Annotated in this window: 25 protein-coding genes; 24 read left to right on the forward strand and 1 reads right to left on the reverse strand. The window is 63.2% G+C overall.

The features are described 5' to 3' along the window. Positions 1 to 18: 18 nt before the first annotated feature. The 24 genes from ACZ52D_RS13110 to ACZ52D_RS13225 all read left to right on the forward strand — a co-directional run bounded on the left by ACZ52D_RS13110 (position 19) and on the right by ACZ52D_RS13225 (position 21,558). On the forward strand, positions 19 to 801 hold the full coding sequence (locus ACZ52D_RS13110) for a crotonase/enoyl-CoA hydratase family protein (RefSeq protein WP_222453593.1): 783 nt from the start codon (positions 19 to 21) through the stop codon (positions 799 to 801). Positions 802 to 1,035: 234 nt separating this feature from the next. Beyond that, positions 1,036 to 1,401 (forward strand): NADH-quinone oxidoreductase subunit A, encoded by a 366-nt coding sequence (locus ACZ52D_RS13115; protein WP_222453592.1) that lies wholly within the window; start codon positions 1,036 to 1,038, stop codon positions 1,399 to 1,401. Beyond that, positions 1,392 to 1,925 (forward strand): NuoB/complex I 20 kDa subunit family protein, encoded by a 534-nt coding sequence (locus tag ACZ52D_RS13120; RefSeq protein ID WP_039125929.1) that lies wholly within the window; start codon positions 1,392 to 1,394, stop codon positions 1,923 to 1,925. Before ACZ52D_RS13115 ends, ACZ52D_RS13120 begins: the two co-directional genes overlap by 10 nt. Positions 1,926 to 1,942: 17 nt before the next feature. Then, positions 1,943 to 2,548 carry an NADH-quinone oxidoreductase subunit C gene (locus ACZ52D_RS13125; RefSeq protein WP_222453591.1) on the forward strand — a complete coding sequence of 202 codons (606 nt, stop codon included), beginning with the start codon at positions 1,943 to 1,945 and terminating at the stop codon, positions 2,546 to 2,548. Continuing rightward, on the forward strand, positions 2,545 to 3,783 hold the full coding sequence (locus ACZ52D_RS13130; RefSeq protein WP_222453590.1) for an NADH-quinone oxidoreductase subunit D: 1,239 nt from the start codon (positions 2,545 to 2,547) through the stop codon (positions 3,781 to 3,783). The genes ACZ52D_RS13125 and ACZ52D_RS13130 overlap by 4 nt, the downstream gene beginning before the upstream one ends. Beyond that, the gene (locus tag ACZ52D_RS13135) at positions 3,783 to 4,991 is read left to right on the forward strand and encodes an NADH-quinone oxidoreductase subunit E (protein ID WP_464441592.1); all 1,209 of its coding nucleotides are present in this window, start codon (positions 3,783 to 3,785) and stop codon (positions 4,989 to 4,991) included. Before ACZ52D_RS13130 ends, ACZ52D_RS13135 begins: the two co-directional genes overlap by 1 nt. Positions 4,992 to 5,036: 45 nt before the next feature. After that, positions 5,037 to 5,264 carry a DUF5337 domain-containing protein gene (locus ACZ52D_RS13140; protein WP_222453588.1) on the forward strand — a complete coding sequence of 76 codons (228 nt, stop codon included), beginning with the start codon at positions 5,037 to 5,039 and terminating at the stop codon, positions 5,262 to 5,264. A gap of 6 nt (positions 5,265 to 5,270) precedes the next feature. Next, positions 5,271 to 6,569, forward strand: coding sequence for an NADH-quinone oxidoreductase subunit NuoF (gene nuoF / locus ACZ52D_RS13145; RefSeq protein WP_222453587.1), 1,299 nt, complete (start codon positions 5,271 to 5,273; stop codon positions 6,567 to 6,569). A gap of 6 nt (positions 6,570 to 6,575) precedes the next feature. Beyond that, complete coding sequence (locus tag ACZ52D_RS13150) at positions 6,576 to 6,992, forward strand: MAPEG family protein (protein ID WP_222453586.1); 417 nt, start codon at positions 6,576 to 6,578, stop codon at positions 6,990 to 6,992. 2 nt (positions 6,993 to 6,994) lie between these two features. Beyond that, positions 6,995 to 7,348 carry a hypothetical protein gene (locus ACZ52D_RS13155; protein ID WP_417472516.1) on the forward strand — a complete coding sequence of 118 codons (354 nt, stop codon included), beginning with the start codon at positions 6,995 to 6,997 and terminating at the stop codon, positions 7,346 to 7,348. Positions 7,349 to 7,437: 89 nt separating this feature from the next. Then, complete coding sequence (locus ACZ52D_RS13160; RefSeq protein WP_369926531.1) at positions 7,438 to 7,845, forward strand: DUF5333 domain-containing protein; 408 nt, start codon at positions 7,438 to 7,440, stop codon at positions 7,843 to 7,845. A gap of 3 nt (positions 7,846 to 7,848) precedes the next feature. Beyond that, positions 7,849 to 9,867: an NADH-quinone oxidoreductase subunit NuoG gene (gene nuoG / locus ACZ52D_RS13165; protein WP_464441593.1), complete on the forward strand. Its 2,019-nt coding sequence runs from the start codon at positions 7,849 to 7,851 to the stop codon at positions 9,865 to 9,867. Next, positions 9,864 to 10,250, forward strand: a complete 387-nt coding sequence (locus tag ACZ52D_RS13170) for a hypothetical protein (RefSeq protein WP_222453582.1) — start codon at positions 9,864 to 9,866, stop codon at positions 10,248 to 10,250. Before nuoG ends, ACZ52D_RS13170 begins: the two co-directional genes overlap by 4 nt. A 6-nt stretch (positions 10,251 to 10,256) precedes the next feature. Continuing rightward, complete coding sequence (gene nuoH / locus ACZ52D_RS13175; protein WP_222453581.1) at positions 10,257 to 11,294, forward strand: NADH-quinone oxidoreductase subunit NuoH; 1,038 nt, start codon at positions 10,257 to 10,259, stop codon at positions 11,292 to 11,294. Between the two features lie 3 nt (positions 11,295 to 11,297). Continuing rightward, positions 11,298 to 11,792, forward strand: a complete 495-nt coding sequence (nuoI, locus tag ACZ52D_RS13180; RefSeq protein WP_222453580.1) for an NADH-quinone oxidoreductase subunit NuoI — start codon at positions 11,298 to 11,300, stop codon at positions 11,790 to 11,792. A gap of 104 nt (positions 11,793 to 11,896) precedes the next feature. Continuing rightward, complete coding sequence (locus ACZ52D_RS13185; protein WP_369926589.1) at positions 11,897 to 12,298, forward strand: carboxymuconolactone decarboxylase family protein; 402 nt, start codon at positions 11,897 to 11,899, stop codon at positions 12,296 to 12,298. Continuing rightward, positions 12,295 to 12,906, forward strand: a complete 612-nt coding sequence (locus tag ACZ52D_RS13190) for an NADH-quinone oxidoreductase subunit J (protein WP_222453578.1) — start codon at positions 12,295 to 12,297, stop codon at positions 12,904 to 12,906. Before ACZ52D_RS13185 ends, ACZ52D_RS13190 begins: the two co-directional genes overlap by 4 nt. Further along, entirely contained in the window at positions 12,903 to 13,208 is a 306-nt protein-coding gene (gene nuoK, locus ACZ52D_RS13195) for an NADH-quinone oxidoreductase subunit NuoK (protein WP_008553673.1), read from the forward strand. Before ACZ52D_RS13190 ends, nuoK begins: the two co-directional genes overlap by 4 nt. Positions 13,209 to 13,214: 6 nt before the next feature. Next, positions 13,215 to 15,281 carry an NADH-quinone oxidoreductase subunit L gene (gene nuoL, locus ACZ52D_RS13200; protein ID WP_464441594.1) on the forward strand — a complete coding sequence of 689 codons (2,067 nt, stop codon included), beginning with the start codon at positions 13,215 to 13,217 and terminating at the stop codon, positions 15,279 to 15,281. Beyond that, positions 15,281 to 16,828 (forward strand): NADH-quinone oxidoreductase subunit M, encoded by a 1,548-nt coding sequence (locus tag ACZ52D_RS13205; RefSeq protein ID WP_222453576.1) that lies wholly within the window; start codon positions 15,281 to 15,283, stop codon positions 16,826 to 16,828. Before nuoL ends, ACZ52D_RS13205 begins: the two co-directional genes overlap by 1 nt. Positions 16,829 to 16,843: 15 nt before the next feature. Beyond that, positions 16,844 to 18,283, forward strand: a complete 1,440-nt coding sequence (gene nuoN, locus ACZ52D_RS13210; RefSeq protein WP_222453575.1) for an NADH-quinone oxidoreductase subunit NuoN — start codon at positions 16,844 to 16,846, stop codon at positions 18,281 to 18,283. A 69-nt stretch (positions 18,284 to 18,352) separates the two neighbouring features. Beyond that, a complete protein-coding gene (locus tag ACZ52D_RS13215; protein ID WP_222453574.1) occupies positions 18,353 to 19,099 on the forward strand; it encodes a biotin--[acetyl-CoA-carboxylase] ligase in 747 nt (248 codons plus the stop codon). 12 nt (positions 19,100 to 19,111) lie between these two features. Further along, positions 19,112 to 19,894, forward strand: a complete 783-nt coding sequence (locus ACZ52D_RS13220; protein WP_222453573.1) for a type III pantothenate kinase — start codon at positions 19,112 to 19,114, stop codon at positions 19,892 to 19,894. After that, positions 19,891 to 21,558, forward strand: a complete 1,668-nt coding sequence (locus ACZ52D_RS13225; protein ID WP_464441595.1) for a ribonuclease J — start codon at positions 19,891 to 19,893, stop codon at positions 21,556 to 21,558. The genes ACZ52D_RS13220 and ACZ52D_RS13225 overlap by 4 nt, the downstream gene beginning before the upstream one ends. 238 nt (positions 21,559 to 21,796) lie before the next feature. Here the strand turns inward: ACZ52D_RS13225 and ACZ52D_RS13230 are convergent, their stop codons facing one another. Continuing rightward, positions 21,797 to 21,982 carry an RSP_7527 family protein gene (locus ACZ52D_RS13230; RefSeq protein WP_369926516.1) on the reverse strand — a complete coding sequence of 62 codons (186 nt, stop codon included), beginning with the start codon at positions 21,980 to 21,982 and terminating at the stop codon, positions 21,797 to 21,799. Positions 21,983 to 22,163: the final 181 nt, after the last annotated feature.

Genomic DNA, 22,163 nt, shown 5'->3' on the forward strand with positions numbered 1-22,163 from the left:
CGAAACAGGAGAAGCGGCATGTTCGAGACAATTACCCTGGAAACAGATGCGCGCGGCGTCTGCACCCTGACCCTGAACCGTCCGGACAAGCACAACGCCATGTCCGGTCAGATGCTGCAGGAACTGACCCTGGCGGCAGGCCGCCTGGCGGCGGATGACACGGTGCGGGTGGTGGTGCTGACCGGCGCGGGCAAGAGCTTTTGCGCAGGGGGTGATCTGAACTGGATGCGCGCCCAGATGGATGCCGATGCCGAAACCCGCGGCCGCGAGGCGCGCGTGCTGGCCGAGATGCTGATGGCGCTCAACACGCTGCCCAAACCGGTGATCGGCGCGATTCAGGGCAATGCCTTTGGTGGCGGCGTCGGCATGGCCTCGGTCTGCGACGTGGCGATCGGCGCGGACCACCTGAGGATGGGGTTGACCGAAACCAAGCTGGGCCTGATCCCGGCCACCATCGGCCCCTACGTGATTGCCCGCATGGGCGAGGCGCGCGCACGTCGGGTGTTCATGTCGGCACGGCTGTTTGACGCCGCGGAGGCCGTCGAGCTGGGTCTGCTGGCCAGGGCGGTGCCTGCGGACCAGCTGGCCGAGGCGGTCGAGGCCGAGGTCGCACCCTATCTCAACTGCGCGCCGGGGGCGGTTGCTGCGGCCAAGAAACTGGCCCGGGACCTTGGGCCACGCCTGGACGATGCCGTGATCGATCACACCATCGCGGCGCTGGTCGAGCGCTGGGAAGGCGCGGAAGCGCAGGAGGGGATCAGCGCCTTTTTCGACAAGCGCAAGCCCGGCTGGCAGGCCTGAAAACAGGTATCTGACATATCTGTTCAGTACTCGGTGGCAGCCCACGGCTGTCACCGATTTCCTATTAAAATGATAGGGTATCAGAAACTTGGCGCTGGGGTGCTTTTTCCTGTCACAAACCCTGCATGATTAACCTCGCCTTAGTTGACGCTGTGGGGGTGGGGGAGTATGCACGATCCAAATCAACACGCCAATTGACGTCGCGCGGGAAACCGCCGGGGAAAGGAGCTGCTCTTGGAAGAGATGTTGAGGGAATACCTGCCGATCCTGGTCTTCCTGGGCGTTGCGGCAGGTTTGGGGATTGTCCTTATCCTGGCAGCCGTGGTGCTGGCGGTCCGAAATCCGGACCCGGAAAAGGTCAGCGCCTATGAATGCGGTTTCAACGCTTTTGACGATGCCCGAATGAAATTCGATGTCCGGTTCTACCTGGTGTCGATTCTCTTCATCATTTTCGACCTGGAGATTGCCTTTCTCTTTCCCTGGGCCGTCGGTTTCAAGGACATCAGCGACCTTGGCTTCTGGTCGATGATGGTGTTCCTGGGCGTGCTGACCATCGGCTTCGCCTATGAGTGGAAGAAGGGAGCGCTGGAATGGCAGTGATGACCGGGGCAAACACCGCAGGCGTGGACAAGGAAGTTGTCACCCAGGCGCTGAATGCGGAACTGCAGGACAAGGGGTTCCTGCTGACCTCTGCCGAAGACATCATCAACTGGGCACGCACCGGTTCCCTGCACTGGATGACCTTTGGTCTTGCCTGCTGCGCGGTGGAGATGATGCACACCTCGATGCCGCGCTATGATGCCGAACGGTTCGGTATCGCGCCGCGCGCCTCGCCGCGCCAGTCGGACGTGATGATCGTCGCGGGCACCCTGACCAACAAGATGGCCCCGGCCCTGCGCAAGGTCTACGACCAGATGCCCGAGCCGCGCTACGTGATCTCGATGGGGTCCTGCGCCAACGGTGGCGGGTACTACCACTACAGCTATTCGGTGGTGCGCGGTTGTGACCGTATCGTCCCGGTCGATGTCTACGTTCCGGGCTGCCCGCCGACCGCTGAGGCGCTGCTGTACGGGCTGATGCAGCTGCAACGCAAGATCCGCCGCACCGGCACATTGGTCCGCTGAGGCAGGGAGGCAAGCAAATGACGCAAGCGCTGCAAGAGCTGGGTGCCCAGATCGAAGCCAAACGCCCCGATTGCGTGGTGTCCTGGGATATCTCCTTTGACGAATTGAACATCGACGTGGCCCCAGCCAACATCGCCGGGCTGGTCGAGTTCCTGAAGAACGATCCGAACTGCAAATTCTCGACGCTGGTCGACATCACGGCGGTCGACTACCCCGACCGGCCCAAGCGGTTCGATGTGGTCTATCACTTCCTGTCGATGTACCGAAACCAGCGCATCCGCCTGCGTGCCGCCGTGCGCGAGGACGAGATGCTGCCGTCGATCACCGATGTGCACCCCTCGGCCAACTGGTTCGAGCGTGAAGTCTACGACATGTTCGGCATTCTGTTCACGGGCCACCCGGACCTGCGCCGGATCCTGACCGACTATGGCTTCCGCGGCTACCCGCTGCGCAAGGACTTCCCGACCACCGGCTATACCGAGGTCCGCTATGATGACGCGCAGAAGCGCGTGGTCTACGAGCCGGTCAAGCTGGTGCAGGAATACCGCCAGTTCGATTTCATGAGCCCTTGGGAAGGTGCCGAATACATCCTGCCCGGTGACGAGAAGGAGGGCGCGAAATGATGGATGGGACCAACCTCGAGGCCAAGTTCGACGATGGCAGCGTGGATGCGCTGAGCGGCGAGCAGAAGATCCGCAACTTCAACATCAACTTCGGCCCGCAGCACCCGGCGGCGCACGGCGTGCTGCGTCTGGTGCTGGAACTCGACGGCGAGATCGTCGAGCGCTGTGACCCCCACATCGGCCTGTTGCACCGCGGCACCGAAAAGCTGATGGAGAGCCGCACCTACCTGCAGAACCTGCCGTATTTCGACCGGCTCGACTACGTGGCGCCGATGAACCAGGAACACGCCTGGTGTCTCGCCATCGAAAAGCTCACCGGCGTCGAGGTGCCGCGTCGCGCGTCGCTGATCCGGGTGCTGTACTCCGAAATCGGCCGCATCCTGAACCATCTGCTGAACGTGACCACCCAGGCCATGGACGTCGGCGCGCTGACGCCGCCGCTTTGGGGCTTTGAAGAGCGCGAAAAGCTGATGATCTTCTACGAGCGGGCTTGCGGTGCGCGCCTGCACGCGGCCTATTTCCGGCCCGGTGGCGTCCACCAGGATCTGCCGGATGAGCTGATCGATGACATCGAGGAATGGGCGATCGAATTCCCCCGCGTGCTCGACGACATTGATGGCCTGCTGACCGAGAATCGAATCTTCAAGCAGCGTAACTGCGACATCGGCGTGGTCACCGAAGAGGACATTCAGCAATATGGCTTCTCGGGTGTCATGGTGCGCGGCTCGGGCCTTGCCTGGGATCTGCGCCGTGCGCAACCCTATGAATGTTATGACGAATTCGACTTCCAAATCCCGGTTGGCAAGAACGGCGATTGCTATGACCGTTACCTGTGCCGGATGGAGGAGATGCGCCAGTCGCTGTCGATCATCCGCCAAGCGATCCACAAGCTGCGCGAAGCTACCGGCGACGTGCTGGCGCGTGGCAAGCTGACGCCGCCCAAACGCGGCGACATGAAGACGTCGATGGAGAGCTTGATCCACCATTTCAAGCTCTACACCGAAGGCTTCCATGTGCCGGCGGGCGAGGTCTATGCCGCGGTCGAGGCGCCCAAGGGCGAGTTCGGCGTCTACCTGGTGGCGGACGGGACCAACAAGCCGTACCGCGCCAAGCTGCGCGCGCCGGGCTTCCTGCATCTGCAGGCGATGGACCACGTGGCCAAGGGTCACCAGCTGGCCGACGTCGCCGCCATCATCGGCACCATGGACGTCGTATTTGGAGAGATTGACCGCTAATGCTTCGCCGTCTGCATCCCGAACAACCCGAAAGTTTTGCCTTCACCCCGGCCAACCAGGCCTGGGCCGAGGCGCAGATCACCAAATACCCCGAAGGGCGTCAGGCCTCTGCGGTCATTCCGCTGCTGTGGCGCGCGCAGGAACAGGAAGGCTGGGTCAGCAAGCCGGCCATCGAATATGTCGCCGACATGCTGGGCATGGCCTACATCCGGGTGCTGGAGGTTGCGTCCTTCTACTTCATGTTCCAGCTGCAGCCCACGGGGTCGGTCGCGCATGTGCAGATCTGCGGCACAACCTCCTGCATGATCTGCGGCGCCGAGGATCTGATCGCGGTCTGCCGTGAGAAGATCGCCGCCAAGCCGCACACCCTGTCGGCAGACGGCAAGTTTTCCTGGGAAGAGGTCGAATGCCTTGGTGCCTGCACCAATGCGCCGATGGCGCAGATCGGCAAGGACTACTACGAAGACCTGACCACCGAAAGCTTTACCCGTCTGCTGGACGATCTGGCGGCTGGCAAGACCGTCACGCCGGGGCCGCAGAATGGCCGCTACGCGGCAGAGCCAAAAACCGGCCTGACGTCGCTTGGCGACTATGAGAGCGGCAAGACGCAGTACAACGCTTCGGTGCAGCTGGCGATGGACATCAAGGATGGCGTCAAGCGCATCCAGGGTGACGAGGTGCCGCTGCTGACGCCCTGGATCGGCAAGGATGGCAAGGTAGCCGGGCGCGCAGCCGGGGGGCAGCCGCCGAAGGCGCCCGAAGCCGTGCTTCCGGCCGTGAAACAGGCGGCCAAGGACGCCCCCGAGAAGAAGGCAAAGGTTGCCAAATCCGCTGCGGCCGAGCCGTCTTCGCCGGAAGGTGCCGCCGCCAAGGTGACGGAAGACTCCACGACCCAGCCCGCGGTTGAGGAAAAGGCGCCGGAGACCCTGAAAGAGGCCCGCGGTGGCCTGCCGGATGATTTGAAACTGCTTAAGGGCGTTGGCCCGAAGCTGGAGCAGACCCTGAACAAGCTTGGGTTTTTCCACTTCGACCAGATCGCCGAATGGACAGACGCCGAGGTCGCCTGGGTCGACGCGCGGCTCAAATTCAAGGGCCGGATCAAGCGGGACGGCTGGATCGAACAGGCCAAGCGCCTGGCCGTGGGCGATGAGACGTCATTCGCCAAACGCGCCAAGGACGAAGGCATCTACAAAGACGACGACAAGTAACAGGGGCGGCTCCGTCAGGGGCCGCGCCCGGGTGATAGGGAACAGATGAGCAAGGATCAGGACCACGCCATCGCGGCCAAGGGTCGGCATATCGCGCTTGTGATTGCCGGGACCATTTCGCTGTGGGTTGTGCTGTCGCTGTTCATCGGCCCCATGCTGGGACTGCCGGGGCGCTATGCCCTGCTGTTCGACTTCGCCGCGCTGGCAGGCATGATCTATGCGCTGGTCAACATATTTCAACTCTGGCGGATGCGCCGGGACAACCAAAGGTAGGCACCCATGCTGAAGGATCAGGACCGGATCTTTACCAACCTTTACGGCATGCACGAGCGCACGCTGGCTGGCGCCAAGGCGCGCGGCCATTGGGACGGCACCGCGGGCATCATCGAAAAGGGCCGCGACTGGATCATCCAGACGATGAAGGATTCCGGTCTGCGTGGCCGCGGCGGCGCGGGCTTCCCCACGGGTCTGAAATGGTCCTTCATGCCCAAGGAAAGCGACGGACGCCCGGCCTACCTGGTAATCAACGCCGATGAATCCGAGCCCGGTACCTGCAAGGACCGGGAAATCATGCGCCACGATCCGCATACGCTGATCGAAGGCGCGCTGATCGCCAGTTTCGCGATGAACGCGCATACCTGCTACATCTACCTGCGCGGCGAATACATCCGCGAGCGCGAGGCGCTGCAGGCGGCGATCGACGAATGCTATGATCAGGGCCTTCTGGGCCGCAACGCGGCCGGTTCGGGCTGGGATTTCGACATCTTCCTGCACCACGGGGCAGGGGCCTACATCTGCGGCGAGGAAACCGCGCTGATCGAAAGCCTTGAAGGCAAGAAGGGCATGCCCCGGATGAAGCCGCCGTTCCCGGCGGGTGCGGGGCTCTATGGCTGCCCGACCACGGTGAACAACGTCGAATCCATTGCCGTCGTTCCGACCATCCTGCGCCGCGGCGCAGAGTGGTTTGCCTCTTTCGGGCGGCAGAACAACGCGGGCACCAAGCTGTTTGCGATCTCCGGTCACGTCAACACCCCCTGCGTGGTGGAAGAGGCGATGAGCATCTCCTTCGAGGAGCTGATCGAGAAGCACTGCGGCGGCATCCGCGGCGGCTGGGACAACCTCCTGGCGGTGATCCCCGGCGGCTCCTCCGTGCCCTGCGTGCGCGGTGAGAACATGCGCGATGCGATCATGGACTTCGACTACCTGCGCGGCGAGCTGGGCTCGGGCCTCGGCACCGCTGCGGTCATCGTGATGGACAAGCAGACCGACATCATCAAGGCGATCTGGCGGCTTGCGAAGTTCTACAAGCACGAAAGCTGCGGCCAGTGCACCCCGTGCCGCGAAGGCACCGGCTGGATGATGCGGGTGATGGAGCGACTGGTGCGCGGCGAGGCAGAGCTGGAAGAGATCGACATGCTGTGGGATGTGACCAAGCAGGTCGAAGGCCACACGATCTGCGCGCTCGGCGATGCGGCGGCCTGGCCGATCCAGGGCCTGATCCGCAACTTCCGCGAGGAAATCGAGGACCGCATCAAGGCGCAGAAGTCGGGCCGCATGGGCGCGATGGCCGCGGAGTAATCACCAGTGGACGCTTTGGCCGCATATTCCCATGCTCTGGTCGCTTTGGCGGGGTTTGCCGTCATTGTGCTGCTGCTGTCGCCGGTCTCGGCGCTGGCCAAGCAGAAGGCCGGGCTGGCACCGGGCGGCACCCCGGCAGAGGACTATGCGAACCCGGCCTACCGGTTGAACCGCGCCTATCTGAATGGCTGCGAAACCCTGCCGATCTTCCTTACCGTGACGCTGCTGGCGATTCTTGCCGGGGCGGCCCCGTTCTGGGTGAACATGCTGGCGTCACTGGTGCTGGTGACGCGCATTCTGATGGTGATCGTGCACATCCGCGGCATCGGCCGCGCGCAGGCAGGGGCAAGAACGATCTTTTACGTGACGGGCTGGGCCTTGATGCTCGGCCTGGCAATTCTGGCATTGGTGGCACTGTTTTGAGTATGAATGAACGATATCGTGTGGCGGCCCCGCTGGTGATCGCGGCTGTCCTGGCGCTGACAGGATGCGAGGCCGTCGTCGGCAACAAGCGCCCCCTGTATGACGGCGTGCCTTTCAAGACCAGCGCCAAGGCTGTCGACAAAAAGGTGAACCGCGCGCTGTTCTCGGTGACGGTCAAGGACGCAGGACGTTCGATCACCGGGGCGCGGCAGGCGGCTGCCCATGCCGGAACACGCTACTGCATCGAAAACTATGGCACCTCGCGGATCGACTGGGCCGTGAACCCCTCGGACGAAAACGCGCCTCTGACGCTCAGCGGTGGTGATGCGATTTTCCAGGGAACATGCAACCCGTGAGCAGGAGCGCGGCATATCAGCAGCGTCTGCTATTGCATAGCAGAGCTGTGCTGCGGCGCAGTGGCCTCTCTTTTACAAAGGAGAGACCCATGTTGCGTACCCTGACGGCCGCCACCCTGACCCTGGTCTTGGCGTTGCCTGTGGCAGCCTTGGCCAAGCCATCCCTGCGTGATGTCGCTGAAATCGAAGACCCGCTGTTCGCCGTCGCCGTCGCCAAGGAAGTGGCGGACCATTGCGACAGCATCGCGCCTCGCTACTTCAAGGGGCTGGGCGAGCTGCGCCGTCTCAAGTCGCGGGCGAATGCCCTGGGCTACAGCGATGCCGAGATCCGCGAATACATCGAATCCGACGATGAAAAGGCGCGGATGCGGGCCAAGGGCGAGCGGCTGCTGGCGCAAAACGGCGTCAGCTACGGCGAACCGGAAACTTTCTGCGCCTATGGCCGCGCGGAGATTGAGAAAAACAGCGCGATCGGCGTGTTACTGAGGGCGAAATAGACCATGTCTGACCTCCGCAAGATCAACATTGACGGAACCGAGATCGAGGTGGACGGGGCAATGACCCTGATCCAGGCCTGCGAAGAGGCGGGCATCGAGATCCCGCGCTTCTGCTATCATGAGCGCCTGTCGATTGCCGGCAACTGCCGCATGTGCCTCGTCGAGGTCGTCGGCGGCCCGCCCAAGCCCGCGGCCTCCTGCGCAATGCAGGTGCGTGACCTGCGCCCAGGGCCCGAAGGCCAGGCGCCGCAGGTGAAAACCAACTCGCCCATGGTCAAGAAGGCCCGTGAAGGCGTGATGGAATTCATGCTCATCAACCACCCGCTGGACTGCCCGATCTGCGACCAGGGCGGCGAATGCGACCTGCAGGACCAGGCGATGGCCTATGGCCTGTCGGGCAGCCGCTTCAAGGAGCCCAAGCGGGCGGTGGATGATCTGGACCTCGGCCCTCTGGTGGACACCACCATGACCCGCTGCATCAGCTGCACCCGCTGCGTGCGCTTCACCACCGAGGTCGCTGGCATCACCCAGATGGGCCAGACCGGCCGCGGCGAGGATGCGGAGATCACCTCCTACCTGAACCAGACCCTGCAATCGAACCTGCAGGGCAACATCATCGACCTCTGCCCGGTGGGCGCGCTGACCTCCAAGCCCTATGCCTTTACCGCACGGCCCTGGGAGCTGACCAAGACCGAAACCATTGACGTGATGGACGCGCTGGGGTCGAACATCCGGGTCGACACCAAGGGCCGCGAAGTGATGCGCATCCTGCCGCGCAACCATGACGGCGTGAACGAGGAGTGGATCAGCGACAAGACCCGCTTTGTCTGGGATGGCCTGCGCCGCCAGCGTCTCGACCGCCCCTATGTGCGCGTCGACGGCAAGTTGAAGCCCGCCACATGGCCCGAAGCCCTGTCCGCGGCGGCCAATGCCATGCAGGGCAAGAAGGTTGCGGGGCTGATCGGTGATCTGGCCCCGGTCGAGGCGGCCTTTGCGCTGAAACAGCTGATCGAGGGGCTTGGCGGCAACGTTGAATGCCGCACCGACAACGCCCGTCTTCCGATCGGCAACCGTGCGGGCTATGCCGGCACCGCCACCATCGAGGACATCGACAACGCCAAGTTCATCCAGCTGATCGGCACCAACCCGCGTGACGAGGCTCCGGTGCTGAACGCCCGTATCCGCAAGGCGTGGCTGAATGGCGCCCAGGTCGGCCTGGTCGGCCAGCCTGCCGATCTGACCTACGACTACGCACATGTCGGCACCGACCGGGCAGCCCTGTCGAGCCTGCTCGACAAGGACCATGGCGCCGTCAAGGACGCGCCGTCGGTGGTAATCGTGGGGCAGGGCGCGCTGCGCGAAGCCGACGGCCTGGCGGTTCTGGCCGCCGCGCAGAAACTCGCGGCCGACACCGATTCCAAACTGCTGGTGCTCCACACCGCCGCCTCCCGCGTTGGCGCGATGGACATCGGTGCGGTCACCGAAGGCGGCATGGCCGCCGCCATCGACGGAGCCGAGGTGATCTACAACCTCGGTGCCGATGAGGTGGAGATCGACCCGGGTGCCTTCGTGATCTACCAGGGCAGCCATGGCGACCGTGGCGCGCATCGCGCCGACGTGATCCTGCCCGGCGCCGCCTATACCGAGGAAAACGGCCTGTTCGTGAACACCGAAGGCCGTCCACAGCTGGCGATGCGTGCCGGCTTTGCACCGGGCGAGGCCAAGGAAAACTGGGCCATCCTGCGGGCGCTCAGCGCCGAGGTCGGAAAACAGCTGCCCTATGACTCGTTGGCGCAGCTGCGGCAGGTTCTGGTCGCGGCAGTGCCGCACTTGGCCAAGATCGACCGGGTGACTGCGAAGGAAGGGGCCCCGCTGGCACAGGACACGCTCGGCACTGCCGACTTCCTGCCCGCGATCCGCGACTTCTACCTGACCAACCCGATCGCGCGCGCCTCGCAGCTGATGGCCGAGCTGTCCGCCGGTGCCAAGGCCCGCACGACCGGGAAACTGGCCGCCGAATGATCCGTTTCGCCCTCATATCTGTGCTGATGCTGGCCGCCTGCGCGATGGAGCCGGGCAGCACCGGCGCGCGGCCCACCCCGGTCTACGAAGGGGTGGAGACCAGCCTGCTTGAGGGCGATCTGGTGCAATTTCATGTCTCCATGCGCGATGTGCGCGACACTGGGGATCTCGACAAATATGCGGAATGTGCCGCCGCGCAATATGCGCTGATCCGGGGTTACGGGTTTGCGCGCCACGTGCGCACGACAATGAAACAGGCAGGGGGCAGCCGGACCGCCGATGCGGTTTATCTGATCTCCCCCGCTTTGCCGCGCGGATTGCGCACCATCGACGCCGAGGTCGTGGTGGCGGATTGCGCGGCGAACGGAATACCCACGGTGTGAGGACCTATGGCTGATTTCTTTAACACTCCAGGCGGCATCGCTGTTCTGATCCTGGCGCAAGTGCTGGCAGTTGTTGCCTTTGTGATGATCTCGCTCCTGTTCCTCGTCTACGGGGACCGCAAGATCTGGGCCGCGGTCCAGATGCGCCGGGGCCCGAACGTGGTGGGCGTCTTCGGCCTGCTGCAATCGGTGGCGGATGCGCTGAAATACGTGGTGAAAGAGGTGGTGATCCCCGCGGGCGCCGACCGCACCGTGTTCATCCTGGCACCGATGACCAGCTTCGTCTTGGCGATGATCGCCTGGGCGGTGATCCCGTTCAACGACGGCTGGGTGCTCTCGGACATCAACGTCGCCATCCTCTATGTCTTCGCGGTCTCCTCGCTCGAGGTCTACGGCGTCATCATGGGCGGCTGGGCGTCGAACTCGAAGTATCCGTTTCTCGGCAGCCTGCGCTCGGCGGCGCAGATGATCTCCTACGAGGTCTCCCTTGGCCTCATCATCATCGGCATCATAATCTCCACCGGAAGCATGAACTTCGGCGACATCGTGCGTGCACAGGATGGCGACCTGGGGCTGTTGAACTGGTACTGGATCCCGCATTTCCCGATGGTGTTCCTGTTCTTCATCTCGGCGCTGGCGGAAACCAACCGCCCGCCGTTCGACCTGCCGGAAGCGGAATCCGAACTGGTGGCGGGCTACCAGGTCGAATACTCCTCGACCCCGTTCCTGTTGTTCATGGCCGGTGAATACATCGCCATCTTCCTGATGTGCGCACTCACCTCGCTGTTGTTCTTCGGGGGCTGGCTCAGCCCGATCCCGGGCCTGCCGGACGGCGTGCTGTGGATGGTCGCCAAGATGGCGTTCTTCTTCTTCCTCTTCGCGATGGTAAAGGCGATCACCCCGCGCTACCGCTACGACCAGCTGATGCGCCTGGGCTGGAAAGTGTTCCTGCCGTTCTCGCTGGCCTGGGTGGTCTTCGTGTCCTTTGCTGCAAAATTTGACTGGTTCTGGGGCATCTTCGCCCGCTGGACCGTGGGAGGCTAACTGATGGCGAACATCGACTATACCCGCGCCGCAAAATACTTCCTGCTGCAGGATTTCTGGGTCGGTTTCAAATTGGGGCTGAAGTATTTCTTCGCCCCCAAGGCAACCGTGAACTACCCGCACGAAAAAGGCCCGCTCTCGCCCCGCTTCCGCGGCGAGCATGCGCTGCGTCGCTATCCCAACGGCGAGGAGCGCTGCATTGCGTGCAAGCTCTGCGAGGCGGTCTGCCCGGCGCAGGCGATCACCATCGACGCGGAACCGCGCGAGGACGGAAGCCGCCGCACCACGCGCTATGACATCGACATGACCAAATGCATCTACTGCGGTTTCTGTCAGGAAGCCTGCCCGGTGGATGCGATTGTCGAGGGGCCGAACTTCGAGTTTGCCACCGAGACCCGCGAGGAGCTGTTCTACAACAAGGAAAAACTCCTGGCCAACGGCGACCGCTGGGAAGCCGAGATCGCCCGCAACCTGGAAATCGACGCACCCTACCGATGAAAGAGCCGCGCAAAAGTTTCCCAAAACTTTTGCCATGACTTTTTGAAAAGTCTCGGGCCAGAGGAGATGACGTGACCAAGCAGCCGCCAAACCCGTTTGAGGCCATGATGGAACAGATGCAGGCCCAGGCCCAGCAAATGGCCAAGGCGTTCAATCCGGCGCTGGAGAACTTCTCGCCCTCCGAGGCCTTCAAGGAGTTCGAGGCGCTGTGGCCCACCATGCCCAAAGAAGTCATGGAAATGATGTTCGGCAATACCGTCAACAAGGACGGTCTGGATGCCAAGACCCGGCTGCTGCTGACGCTGGCCGGGCTCACCTGCCAGGGCGCACAGGCCGACAGTGCCGTGCGCCAGACCGTGCGCCACGCCCTCGCGGCAGGTGCCAAGAAACAAGAGATCGTGGAAACGATCGGACAGATGTCGGTCTTCGCCGGCATTCCGGCCATGAACCGGGCGCTGGATCTGGCGCAGCAGGTCATGGACGACAAAAGGGACGATGAGACATGAGCGTTTTTGCCTTCTACCTCTTCGCCATCAGCGCAATCACCGGCGGGCTGTTCACCGTGATCAGCCGCCAGCCGGTGCATTCGGTGCTGTGGCTGATCCTGGCCTTCCTTTCCTCGGCCGGGCTGTTTGTGCTGTTGGGGGCGGAATTCGTCGCCATGCTGCTGGTCATCGTCTACGTGGGGGCGGTCGCGGTGCTGTTCCTCTTCGTGGTGATGATGCTGGACGTGGATTTTGCCGAGCTGAAGGCGGAGATGGCAAAATACATGCCGCTGGCGCTGCTGATCGGCTTGGTGATCCTGATGCAGTTCGTGATGGCCTTCGGCGTTTGGGAAACCGCCCACAAGGCGCCGGAGCTGCTGGCCAATCCGGTGCCTGCGGACCGTCACAACACCGAGGCGCTCGGCCTCATCATCTATGACCAATATTTCCTTCTGTTCCAGCTGTCGGGCCTGATCCTGCTGGTGGCGATGATCGGCGCGATCGTGCTGACGCTGCGCCACCGCACGGATGTCAAACGCCAGGACGTCGTCGCGCAGATGATGCGCGACCCGGCGATGGCGATGGAGCTGAAGGACGTGAAACCGGGGCAGGGGCTGCAAGGCAAATGATCGGACTTGAACATTATCTGACCGTCGCGGCGACGCTGTTCGTCATCGGCATCTTCGGGCTCTTCCTGAACCGCAAGAACGTCATCATCCTGCTGATGAGCATCGAACTGATGCTGCTGGCGGTGAACATCAACCTGGTGGCGTTCTCCAGCTTCCTGGGCGATCTGGTGGGGCAGGTGTTTACCCTGTTCGTGCTGACCGTGGCCGCCGCCGAGGCCGCCATCGGCCTTGCGATCCTGGTCTGCTTCTTCCGCAACCGCGGCACCATCGCCGTCGAAGACGTCAACGTGATGAAGGGCTAAAGAACCATGGAAACCATCCTCCTCTTTGCCCCGTTGGTGGGGGCGGTGATCTGCGGCTTCGGCCACAAGTTCATCGGTGAAAAAGCCGCCACGATCACCGCGACGGCTCTGTTGTTCCTGTCGGCGCTGCTGAGCTGGATCACCTTCCTGTCGTTTGACGGCACCACCGAGACCATCACCATCCTGCGCTGGATCGAGAGCGGCTCGCTGGCGACCGACTGGGCGATCCGTCTGGACCGGCTGACCGCGATCATGCTGATCGTGATCACCACGGTTTCCAGCCTCGTGCACCTCTACTCCTTCGGCTACATGGACCATGACCCGCAGTGGAAAGAGGGCGAGAGCTACAAGCCGCGCTTCTTTGCCTATCTGTCGTTCTTCACCTTCGCGATGCTGATGCTGGTGACCTCCGACAACCTGGTGCAGATGTTCTTCGGCTGGGAGGGCGTCGGTGTCGCCTCCTACCTGCTGATCGGCTTCTACTATCGCAAGCCGTCGGCCAATGCTGCGGCCATGAAAGCGTTCATCGTCAACCGTGTCGGCGACTTCGGCTTTTCGCTGGGGATCTTCGGTCTGTTCTTCCTGACCGACAGTATCAACCTCGGCGACATCTTCGCGGCAGCGCCGACGCTGGCAGAGACCCAGGTGTCCTTCCTGTGGACCGAGTGGAACGCGGCGAACCTGTTGGCCTTCCTGCTGTTTGTCGGCGCGATGGGCAAGTCGGCGCAGCTTTTGCTGCACACCTGGCTGCCGGACGCGATGGAAGGCCCGACCCCGGTGTCGGCGCTGATCCACGCCGCGACCATGGTCACCGCGGGCGTGTTCCTGGTTTGCCGCATGTCGCCGCTGATGGAGTTTGCGCCTGAAGCCACGGCTTTCATCACCGTGCTGGGGGCCGCGACCGCATTCTTTGCCGCCACCGTTGGCCTGGTGCAGAACGACATCAAGCGCGTCATCGCCTATTCGACCTGCTCGCAGCTCGGCTACATGTTCGTGGCGGCTGGCGTCGGCATGTATTCGGCGGCGATGTTCCACCTGTTCACCCACGCCTTCTTCAAGGCGATGCTGTTCCTTGGCGCCGGTTCGGTGATCCACGCGATGCATCACGAGCAGGACATGCGCAACTACGGCGCGCTGCGCAAGAAAATCCCCTATACCTTCTGGGCGATGATGATCGGCACGCTGGCCATCACCGGCGTCGGCATCCCGCTCACCCACATCGGCTTTGCCGGCTTCCTGTCCAAGGACGCGATCATCGAAAGCGCCTATGCGGGCGGCTCGATGTTCGGCTTCTGGGCGCTGGTGCTCGCGGCCTTCATGACGTCGTTCTACTCGTGGCGCCTGATGTTCCTGACTTTCTATGGCGAGGCGCGCGGCGACAAGCACACCCACGATCACGCCCACGAAAGCCCCATGGTCATGCTGATCCCGCTGGGCGTTCTGGGCCTTGGCGCGATCTTCTCGGGCATGCTTTGGTACGGCAGCTTCTTCGGTCACGCCGATCAGGTGGGCAAGTTCTACGGCATCCCGGTGGCCGAAGCCGCGGCAGAGGCCCATGGCGAAGCGGCGGCAGACGATTATGCCGGTGATGAGCACCACTACGCATTCGTCGGCCAGCCGGGGGAGGGCGCCTTGTACATCGCGCCTGACAACCACGTGCTGGAGGATGCCCATGCCGCGCCCAAATGGGTGAAGGTCTCGCCCTTCATCGCCATGCTGGGCGGCTTGGCGCTGGCCTACCTGTTCTACATCGTGAACCCCTCGCTGCCCAAGCGCCTGGCCAAGCAGCAGCGGCCGCTGTACCTGTTCCTGCTGAACAAGTGGTACTTTGACGAGATCTATGATGCGATCTTTGTCAAACCGGCGGTGGCGCTTGGTCGGCTCTTCTGGAAGAAGGGCGATGGCAAGACCATCGACGGCTTCCTGAACGGTCTGGCGATGGGCATTGTTCCCTTCTTCACCCGCCTCGCGGGCCGGGCGCAGTCCGGTTACATCTTCACTTATGCCTTCTGGATGGTGCTGGGCATTGCCGCCCTGGTCACCTGGATGTCGATCGGCGGAGGAGCGCACTGATGGACAATCTCCTTTCTATCGTCACCTTCATCCCGGCGCTTGCGGCGGCCATTCTGGCCCTGTTGATGCGCGGCGCGGATGAGGCGGCGCAGCGCAACGCCAAATACGTCGCGCTTTTTGCCACCACCGTCACTTTCCTGATCAGCCTCGGGATCTACTCCCAGTTCGATCCCGCCAATACCGGCTTCCAGTTCGTCGAAGAGGCGGAATGGATCTTCGGGTTGAAGTACAAGATGGGCGTCGACGGCATCTCGGTGCTGTTCGTCATGCTGACCACCTTCATCATGCCGTTGACCATCCTGGCCAGCTGGTCGGTCACCGACCGGGTGAAGGAATACATGATCGCCTTCCTGCTCTTGGAGACCCTGATGCTGGGCGTCTTCATGGCGCTGGACCTGGTGCTGTTCTACCTGTTCTTCGAGGCGGGCCTCATTCCGATGTTCCTGATCATCGGTATCTGGGGCGGCAAGGAGCGGATCTACGCGTCCTTCAAGTTCTTCCTCTATACCTTCTTCGGCTCGGTTCTGATGCTGGTGGCGATGGTGTTCATGTATGTGGATGCCGGTACCACCGATATTGAGACCCTGCTGACCCACAGCTTCTCGGCGGCGTCGTTTGACGTGCTGGGCCTGCACATCGTGGGCGGCGCGCAGACACTGATGTTCCTGGCCTTCTTTGCCTCCTTCGCGGTGAAGATGCCTATGTGGCCGGTGCACACCTGGCTGCCGGACGCGCACGTGCAGGCGCCGACCGCGGGCTCCGTGGTGCTGGCGGCAATCCTGCTGAAAATGGGCGGCTACGGCTTCCTGCGCTTCAGCCTGCCGATGTTCCCGGTTGGGGCGGACGTAATGACCGACGTGGTGCTGTGGATGTCCGCCATCGCGGTGGTCTACACCTCGCTGGTCGCCATGGTGCAGGAGGACATGAAGAAGCTGATCGCCTATTCGTCCGTCGCACACATGGGCTTTGTCACCATGGGCATCTTTGCCGCCAACCAGCAAGGTGTGGACGGCGCGATCTTCCAGATGATCAGCCACGGCTTCATCTCCGCCGCGCTCTTCCTCTGCGTCGGCGTGATCTATGACCGCATGCACACCCGCGAGATCGACGCTTACGGCGGCCTGGTGATCCGCATGCCCGCCTATGCGCTGGTCTTCATGTTCTTCACCATGGGCAACGTCGGCCTGCCGGGCACCTCCGGCTTCATCGGCGAGTTCCTGACCCTGATGGGCGCCTTCCAGAAGAACACCTGGGTCACCGCAGTGGCGGCAACCGGCGTGATCTTCTCGGCAGGCTATGCGCTGTGGCTCTACCGCCGCGTGGTGTTCGGCGACCTGATCAAGGGCAGCCTGAAGACCATCCAGGACATGAGCGCCCGCGAACGGTTCATCTTTGCGCCGCTGGTGGTGATGACCCTGCTGCTGGGCGTCTACCCGGCGCTGGTCACCGACATCATCAGCCCCTCGACCGAGGCGCTGGTCGCTAACTTCAACCAGTCTCTGGCTGCTGCCGATACCTCGGCGGCGACCCAGATTGCTTCGCACTAAGGGAGCATCAGGCAGATGATCCAAGCTGATCTCACCGTAATCCTGCCAGAGATCGTTCTGGCACTTTACGCCATGGCGGCGCTCTTGGGCGCGGTTTACACCGGCAAGGACAGGCTGGCGGGCCCGCTGGTCTGGTCCACCGCCGCGCTGCTGGCGGTGCTGGCCTTCTGGATCGGCTCCAGCCCGGCCGGAACGCAGACCGCCTTTGGCGGCATGTTCATCGACGACGGTTTCTCGCGCTTTGCCAAGGTGGCGCTGCTTCTGGGCGCCGCTGCGGTGCTGCTGATCGGTCAGGAATACATGGCCCGGCGCGGCATGCTGCGGTTCGAATACCCGATCCTGGTCGCGCTCTCCGCCGTGGGCATGATGATGATGGTCTCGGCAGGCGACCTGATGGCGCTGTACATGGGGCTGGAGCTGCAGTCGCTGGCGCTGTACGTCGTTGCTGCAATGCGCCGCGACAGCGTGAAATCGACCGAGGCGGGCCTCAAGTATTTCGTGCTCGGCGCGCTGTCCTCCGGTCTGCTGCTCTACGGTGCCTCGCTGGTCTACGGCTTTGCCGGCACCACCAAATTCGCAGGCATCATCCAGGTGGCAGAGCAGGGCCACATGTCCATCGGCATGCTGTTCGGCCTCGTCTTCATGATCTCGGGGCTTGCCTTCAAGGTTTCGGCGGTGCCGTTCCACATGTGGACGCCCGACGTCTACGAAGGCTCTCCGACGCCGGTTACCGCCTTTTTTGCCACCGCACCCAAGGTGGCAGCGATGGGCCTGTTCGCCCGCGTGCTGCATGACGCCTTCGGCGGCGCCATCGCCGACTGGCAGCAGGTGATCGTGGTTCTGTCGGTGCTGTCGATGTTCCTCGGCGCGATTGCCGCCATCGGCCAGCGTGACATCAAGCGTCTGATGGCCTTCTCCTCGATCGCCCACATGGGCTATGCGATGATCGGCCTTGCGGCCGGGACCGAGGCAGGCATCAGCGCGATGCTGGTGTACCTCGCGATCTATGTCACCATGAACATCGGCACCTTCTCCTTCATCCTGATGCTCGAGAAAGACGGCAAGCCGGTCACCGACATTCTGGCCCTGAACCAGTTCGCCGCGCGTGAGCCGGGCAAGGCGCTGGCGGTGCTGGTGCTGATGTTCTCGCTGGCGGGCGTGCCGCCGATGCTGGGCTTCTTTGCCAAGCTGGGCGTGTGGAAGGCGGGCGTGGATGCCGGGCTGATGGGGCTGGTGATCGCCTCCGCCGTGGCTTCGGTCATCGGTGCCTTCTACTACCTGCGGATCGTGTTCTACATGTACTTCGGCACCGGCGAGGGCGATGTCGAGGCCAAGGGCTCCCCGGTGCTGGCGGTGGCCCTGATGGCCTCGGCAGCGATGATGCTGGTGGGCGTGGTCTACCAGTTCGGTATCGACGGCGCGGCGGCTGCGGCTGCGGCCACCCTTGTAAACTGATCGGCTTTTCATCAGGCTGAACGGGCCCGGTCGCTTGACCGGGCCTTTCGCACTTTCTAAGGAGCGCGCATGAGCTGGCCAGCAGGATATGGAAAACGGGTGCTGCCCGAGGTCGACAGTACCCTGGACGAGGCGGCCCGTATCGCCGACGGGCTGGCGGGGCCGGAGTGGATTCTGGCCCTGCGTCAGACCAAGGGCCGCGGCCGACGCGGTCGCGACTGGAAAGACCCCAAGGGCAATTTCGCCGCCACCCTGGTGATGCGCCCCGAAGGCGCCCCGGGTCAGGCGGCGCTGCGCAGCTTCGTGGCAGCCCTCGCGGTCTATGACGCTTGCGTCGCGGTCACCGGCCGCAGCGACGGCTTGTCGCTGAAGTGGCCCAACGACGTGCTCTTGAAGGGCGGCAAGCTGGCCGGCATCCTGCTGGAAAGCTCGGGCAATGGCAAAGGCGTCAACCACCTGTTCGTCGGCATCGGTGTCAACCTGGTGGAAACCCCGATGAAGGAATGGCTGGAACCCGGCGCGGTCTGGCCGGTGTCGCTGTTGTCGGAAACCGGCGTGCAGGTCTCGCCCGAGGATTTCCTCGAAGCCCTGGCAGAGGCCTTTGCCCGCTACGAGCATCAGTTCTCCACCTACGGGTTCGAACCGATCCGTACCGAGTGGCTCGCCCGTGCGGCCAAGCTGGGCGAGGTGATCACCGCCCGCACCGCCAATTCTGAAACCGAAGGCACATTCGAGACGGTGGACGCCAACGGCAACCTCGTCCTAAACACGGCCAAGGGCCGTGTCAGCATCCCGGCGGCGGACATCTTTTTCTAGAAAGGGGCAGCGATGCTTCTGGCAGTTGATTGCGGCAACACCAACACGGTCTTTTCGATTTATGACGGCGAAGAATTTATCGCCATGTGGCGCACGGCCACCGACTGGAAGCGCACCGCCGACCAATATTATGTCTGGCTCAACACGCTGATGCGGCTGCAGGGCATCGAGGCGGATATCACCGACATGATCGTGTCTTCCACGGTGCCGCGGGTGGTGTTCAACCTTCGGGTGCTGGCCGATCGGTATTTCAACACGCGCCCGCTGGTCGTGGGCAAACCCGAGTGCAAGCTGCCGGTCGCCGTGCGGGTAGATGAAGGCACCCAGGTCGGGCCCGACCGGCTGGTCAACACCGTGTCCGGATTCGACCAGCACGGCGGCAACCTGATCGTGGTCGATTTTGGCACGGCAACCACCTTTGACGTCGTCGCCGAGGATGGCGCCTATATCGGCGGGGTGATCGCGCCCGGCGTGAACCTCAGCCTCGAGGCTCTGCACCAGGCCGCGGCGGCCTTGCCGCATGTGGACATCACTAAGCCACAGCGTGTAATTGGCACCAACACCGTCGCCTGCATGCAGTCCGGCGTGTTCTGGGGCTATGTCGGCCTCGTGCGCGAAATCTGCGACCGCATCAAGATGGAACGCGGCGTGGCGATGAAAGTTATCTCAACAGGCGGGCTGGCGCCTTTGTTCCAGCAAACGGCAGATCTGTTCGATGCGTTCGAGGAAGACCTCACCATGCACGGGCTTCAGATCATACATAAATACAACAAGGAAAACGGAACTGACGCATGAGCAGTGAACGACTGATATACCTGCCCCTCGGCGGGGCGGGTGAAATTGGCATGAATGCCTATGTCTATGGCTACGGACCGCAGGACAAGGAGCGGCTGATCCTGGTCGACCTCGGCGTGACCTTCCCGGACATGGACACGACCCCGGGTGTGGATCTCATCATGCCGGACATGACCTGGCTGAAAGAGCGCGTGGACCGGCTGGAGGGGATTTTCATCACCCACGGTCACGAGGACCACATCGGCGCCATCGCGCATATGTACTCCAGCCTGAGCGTGCCGATCTACGCCCGCCCCTTCACCGCCAACCTCGCGCGGCGCAAGATGGAAGAAGCGGGCCATGATCCGGCCAATGTCGTCACCGTCGAGGCCTGGCCCGAGGTGAGACGGCTTGGCCCCTTCACGGTTGGCGTCGCGCCGATGAGCCACTCGATCCCCGAGAGCGGCGCCCTGGTGATCGACAGCCCCGCAGGCCGGGTGGTGCACACCGGCGACTTCAAGCTGGATCCGAACCCGCTGGTGGGCGAACCCTTCGATCCCGAGATGTGGGCGCAGATCGCCGCGCCGGGCATCCAGGCGCTGGTCTGCGATTCGACCAACGTGTTCTCGACCCATCCGGGCCGCTCGGAATCGGAATTGCCGGAGCCGATCACCGAACTGTTCGCCAATGCCAAGGGCATGGTGGCCGCCACGACCTTTGCTTCCAACGTGGCGCGGGTGAAGACGCTCGCGAAGGCGGGCGAGAAGGCCGGGCGCTCCATCGTGCTGCTGGGCCGCGCCATGCGGCGGATGATCGAAGCCGCGGTGGAAACCGGTGTGCTGAGCGATTTTCCGAAGACCATCAGCCCCGAGGACGCCAGCGATGTGCCGCGCGAGAACCTGATGCTGATCACCACCGGCAGCCAGGGCGAACGCCGCGCTGCCACCGCCCAGCTGGCGCGCGGCAAGTACCGCGGGCTGGAGCTGAAGGAGGGTGACCTGTTCCTGTTCTCCTCCAAGACCATTCCGGGCAATGAGAAGGGCGTGATCCACATCATTAACCAGTTTTCGGAAAAGGGCGTCGATGTCGTGGACGACAGCTCGGGCCTGTACCACGTGTCGGGGCATGCCAATGGGCCCGACCTGGAGGCGTTGCACGATCTGCTGAAGCCCAAGATGGTGGTCCCGATGCACGGCGAACACCGTCACCTGCGCCAGCATGCGCGCCTGGCCGAAGCCAAGGGCATCGCCAGCGCGGTGGTGGTCAACGGCATGATGATGGACCTGACGGGCGATGCGCCCAAGGTCACCGGCTATGTCGACACCGGCCGCACCTACTTGGACGGCACGGTCAAATACGGCGCGCTGGACGGCATCGTGCGCGATCGCATCCGGATGGCGCTGAACGGCCATGTCACCGTGACGGTTATCCTCGACGAAGAGGACGAGCCTCTGGGGGAGCCGTGGTGCGACATCAAGGGGTTGGCCGAGACAGGCAGCTCCAACGCGGCACTGGTCGAGGTGATGGAAGAGGACCTGAACCAGTTCCTGATGCGGGCCGGGGCCAAGACCCTGCGCAACGAGGAAAAGCTGGAGCAGGAACTGCGTCGCATCGCGCGCCAAAGCGCGCAGAGCGAGATCGGCAAGAAGCCGGAAGTCACGGTGGTGGTCAGCCGCATGCGCTGATCCTGCGTGGCAGGGCAGGGCGGCTCTCCCGCCCGGCCCAAGCTGCATCCCGGATGCATCAGGCCCCGTTGGGCCAGGCGCCGCGGTCCCTTGACGGGACCGCGGCGCTGTCGCTTTTGCGGAGACGTTGGGACAGCAGCCTGAAACGGGCGGCCAGCAATGAAAAACGCCGCGGCCCTTCGGGGCACGCGGCGTTTTGATCGTCCCCCCCGGACGGGGGGCAGTGCAGCCCTGGGTGTCAGCCGTGCAGCGGACGGGCGCAGCTGGGGCAGGAGACCACTTTGCGCGGCGCGCTGAACACGGCGCGGAACAGGGTGCGCAGCATGGAGGCAAAGGCCTCGGCGCGCAGCTCATGTGCGCGTGCCTCGATGGCCTGGAAATCGGCAAGGGTCAGGGTCGGCGTTGTGTTTTCGGTGCTGGTCATGGTTTGGCCTGTCATCAGTGGCGCGTTTTCTGTTGGCGCAGCTATACGCCTCTCTCGGCCCGTTTACGCCAACCAAGATCGAAGACCCGTTATGCTGCAAGTGCAAAGCTTGCCATGCCGCACTTGCATGGGCGTGTCTGAACATCAGTGCCAGCGCCCGAATCCATACGGCAGGACAGAC

Source organism: Leisingera sp. S2M4 (assembly GCF_055398055.1).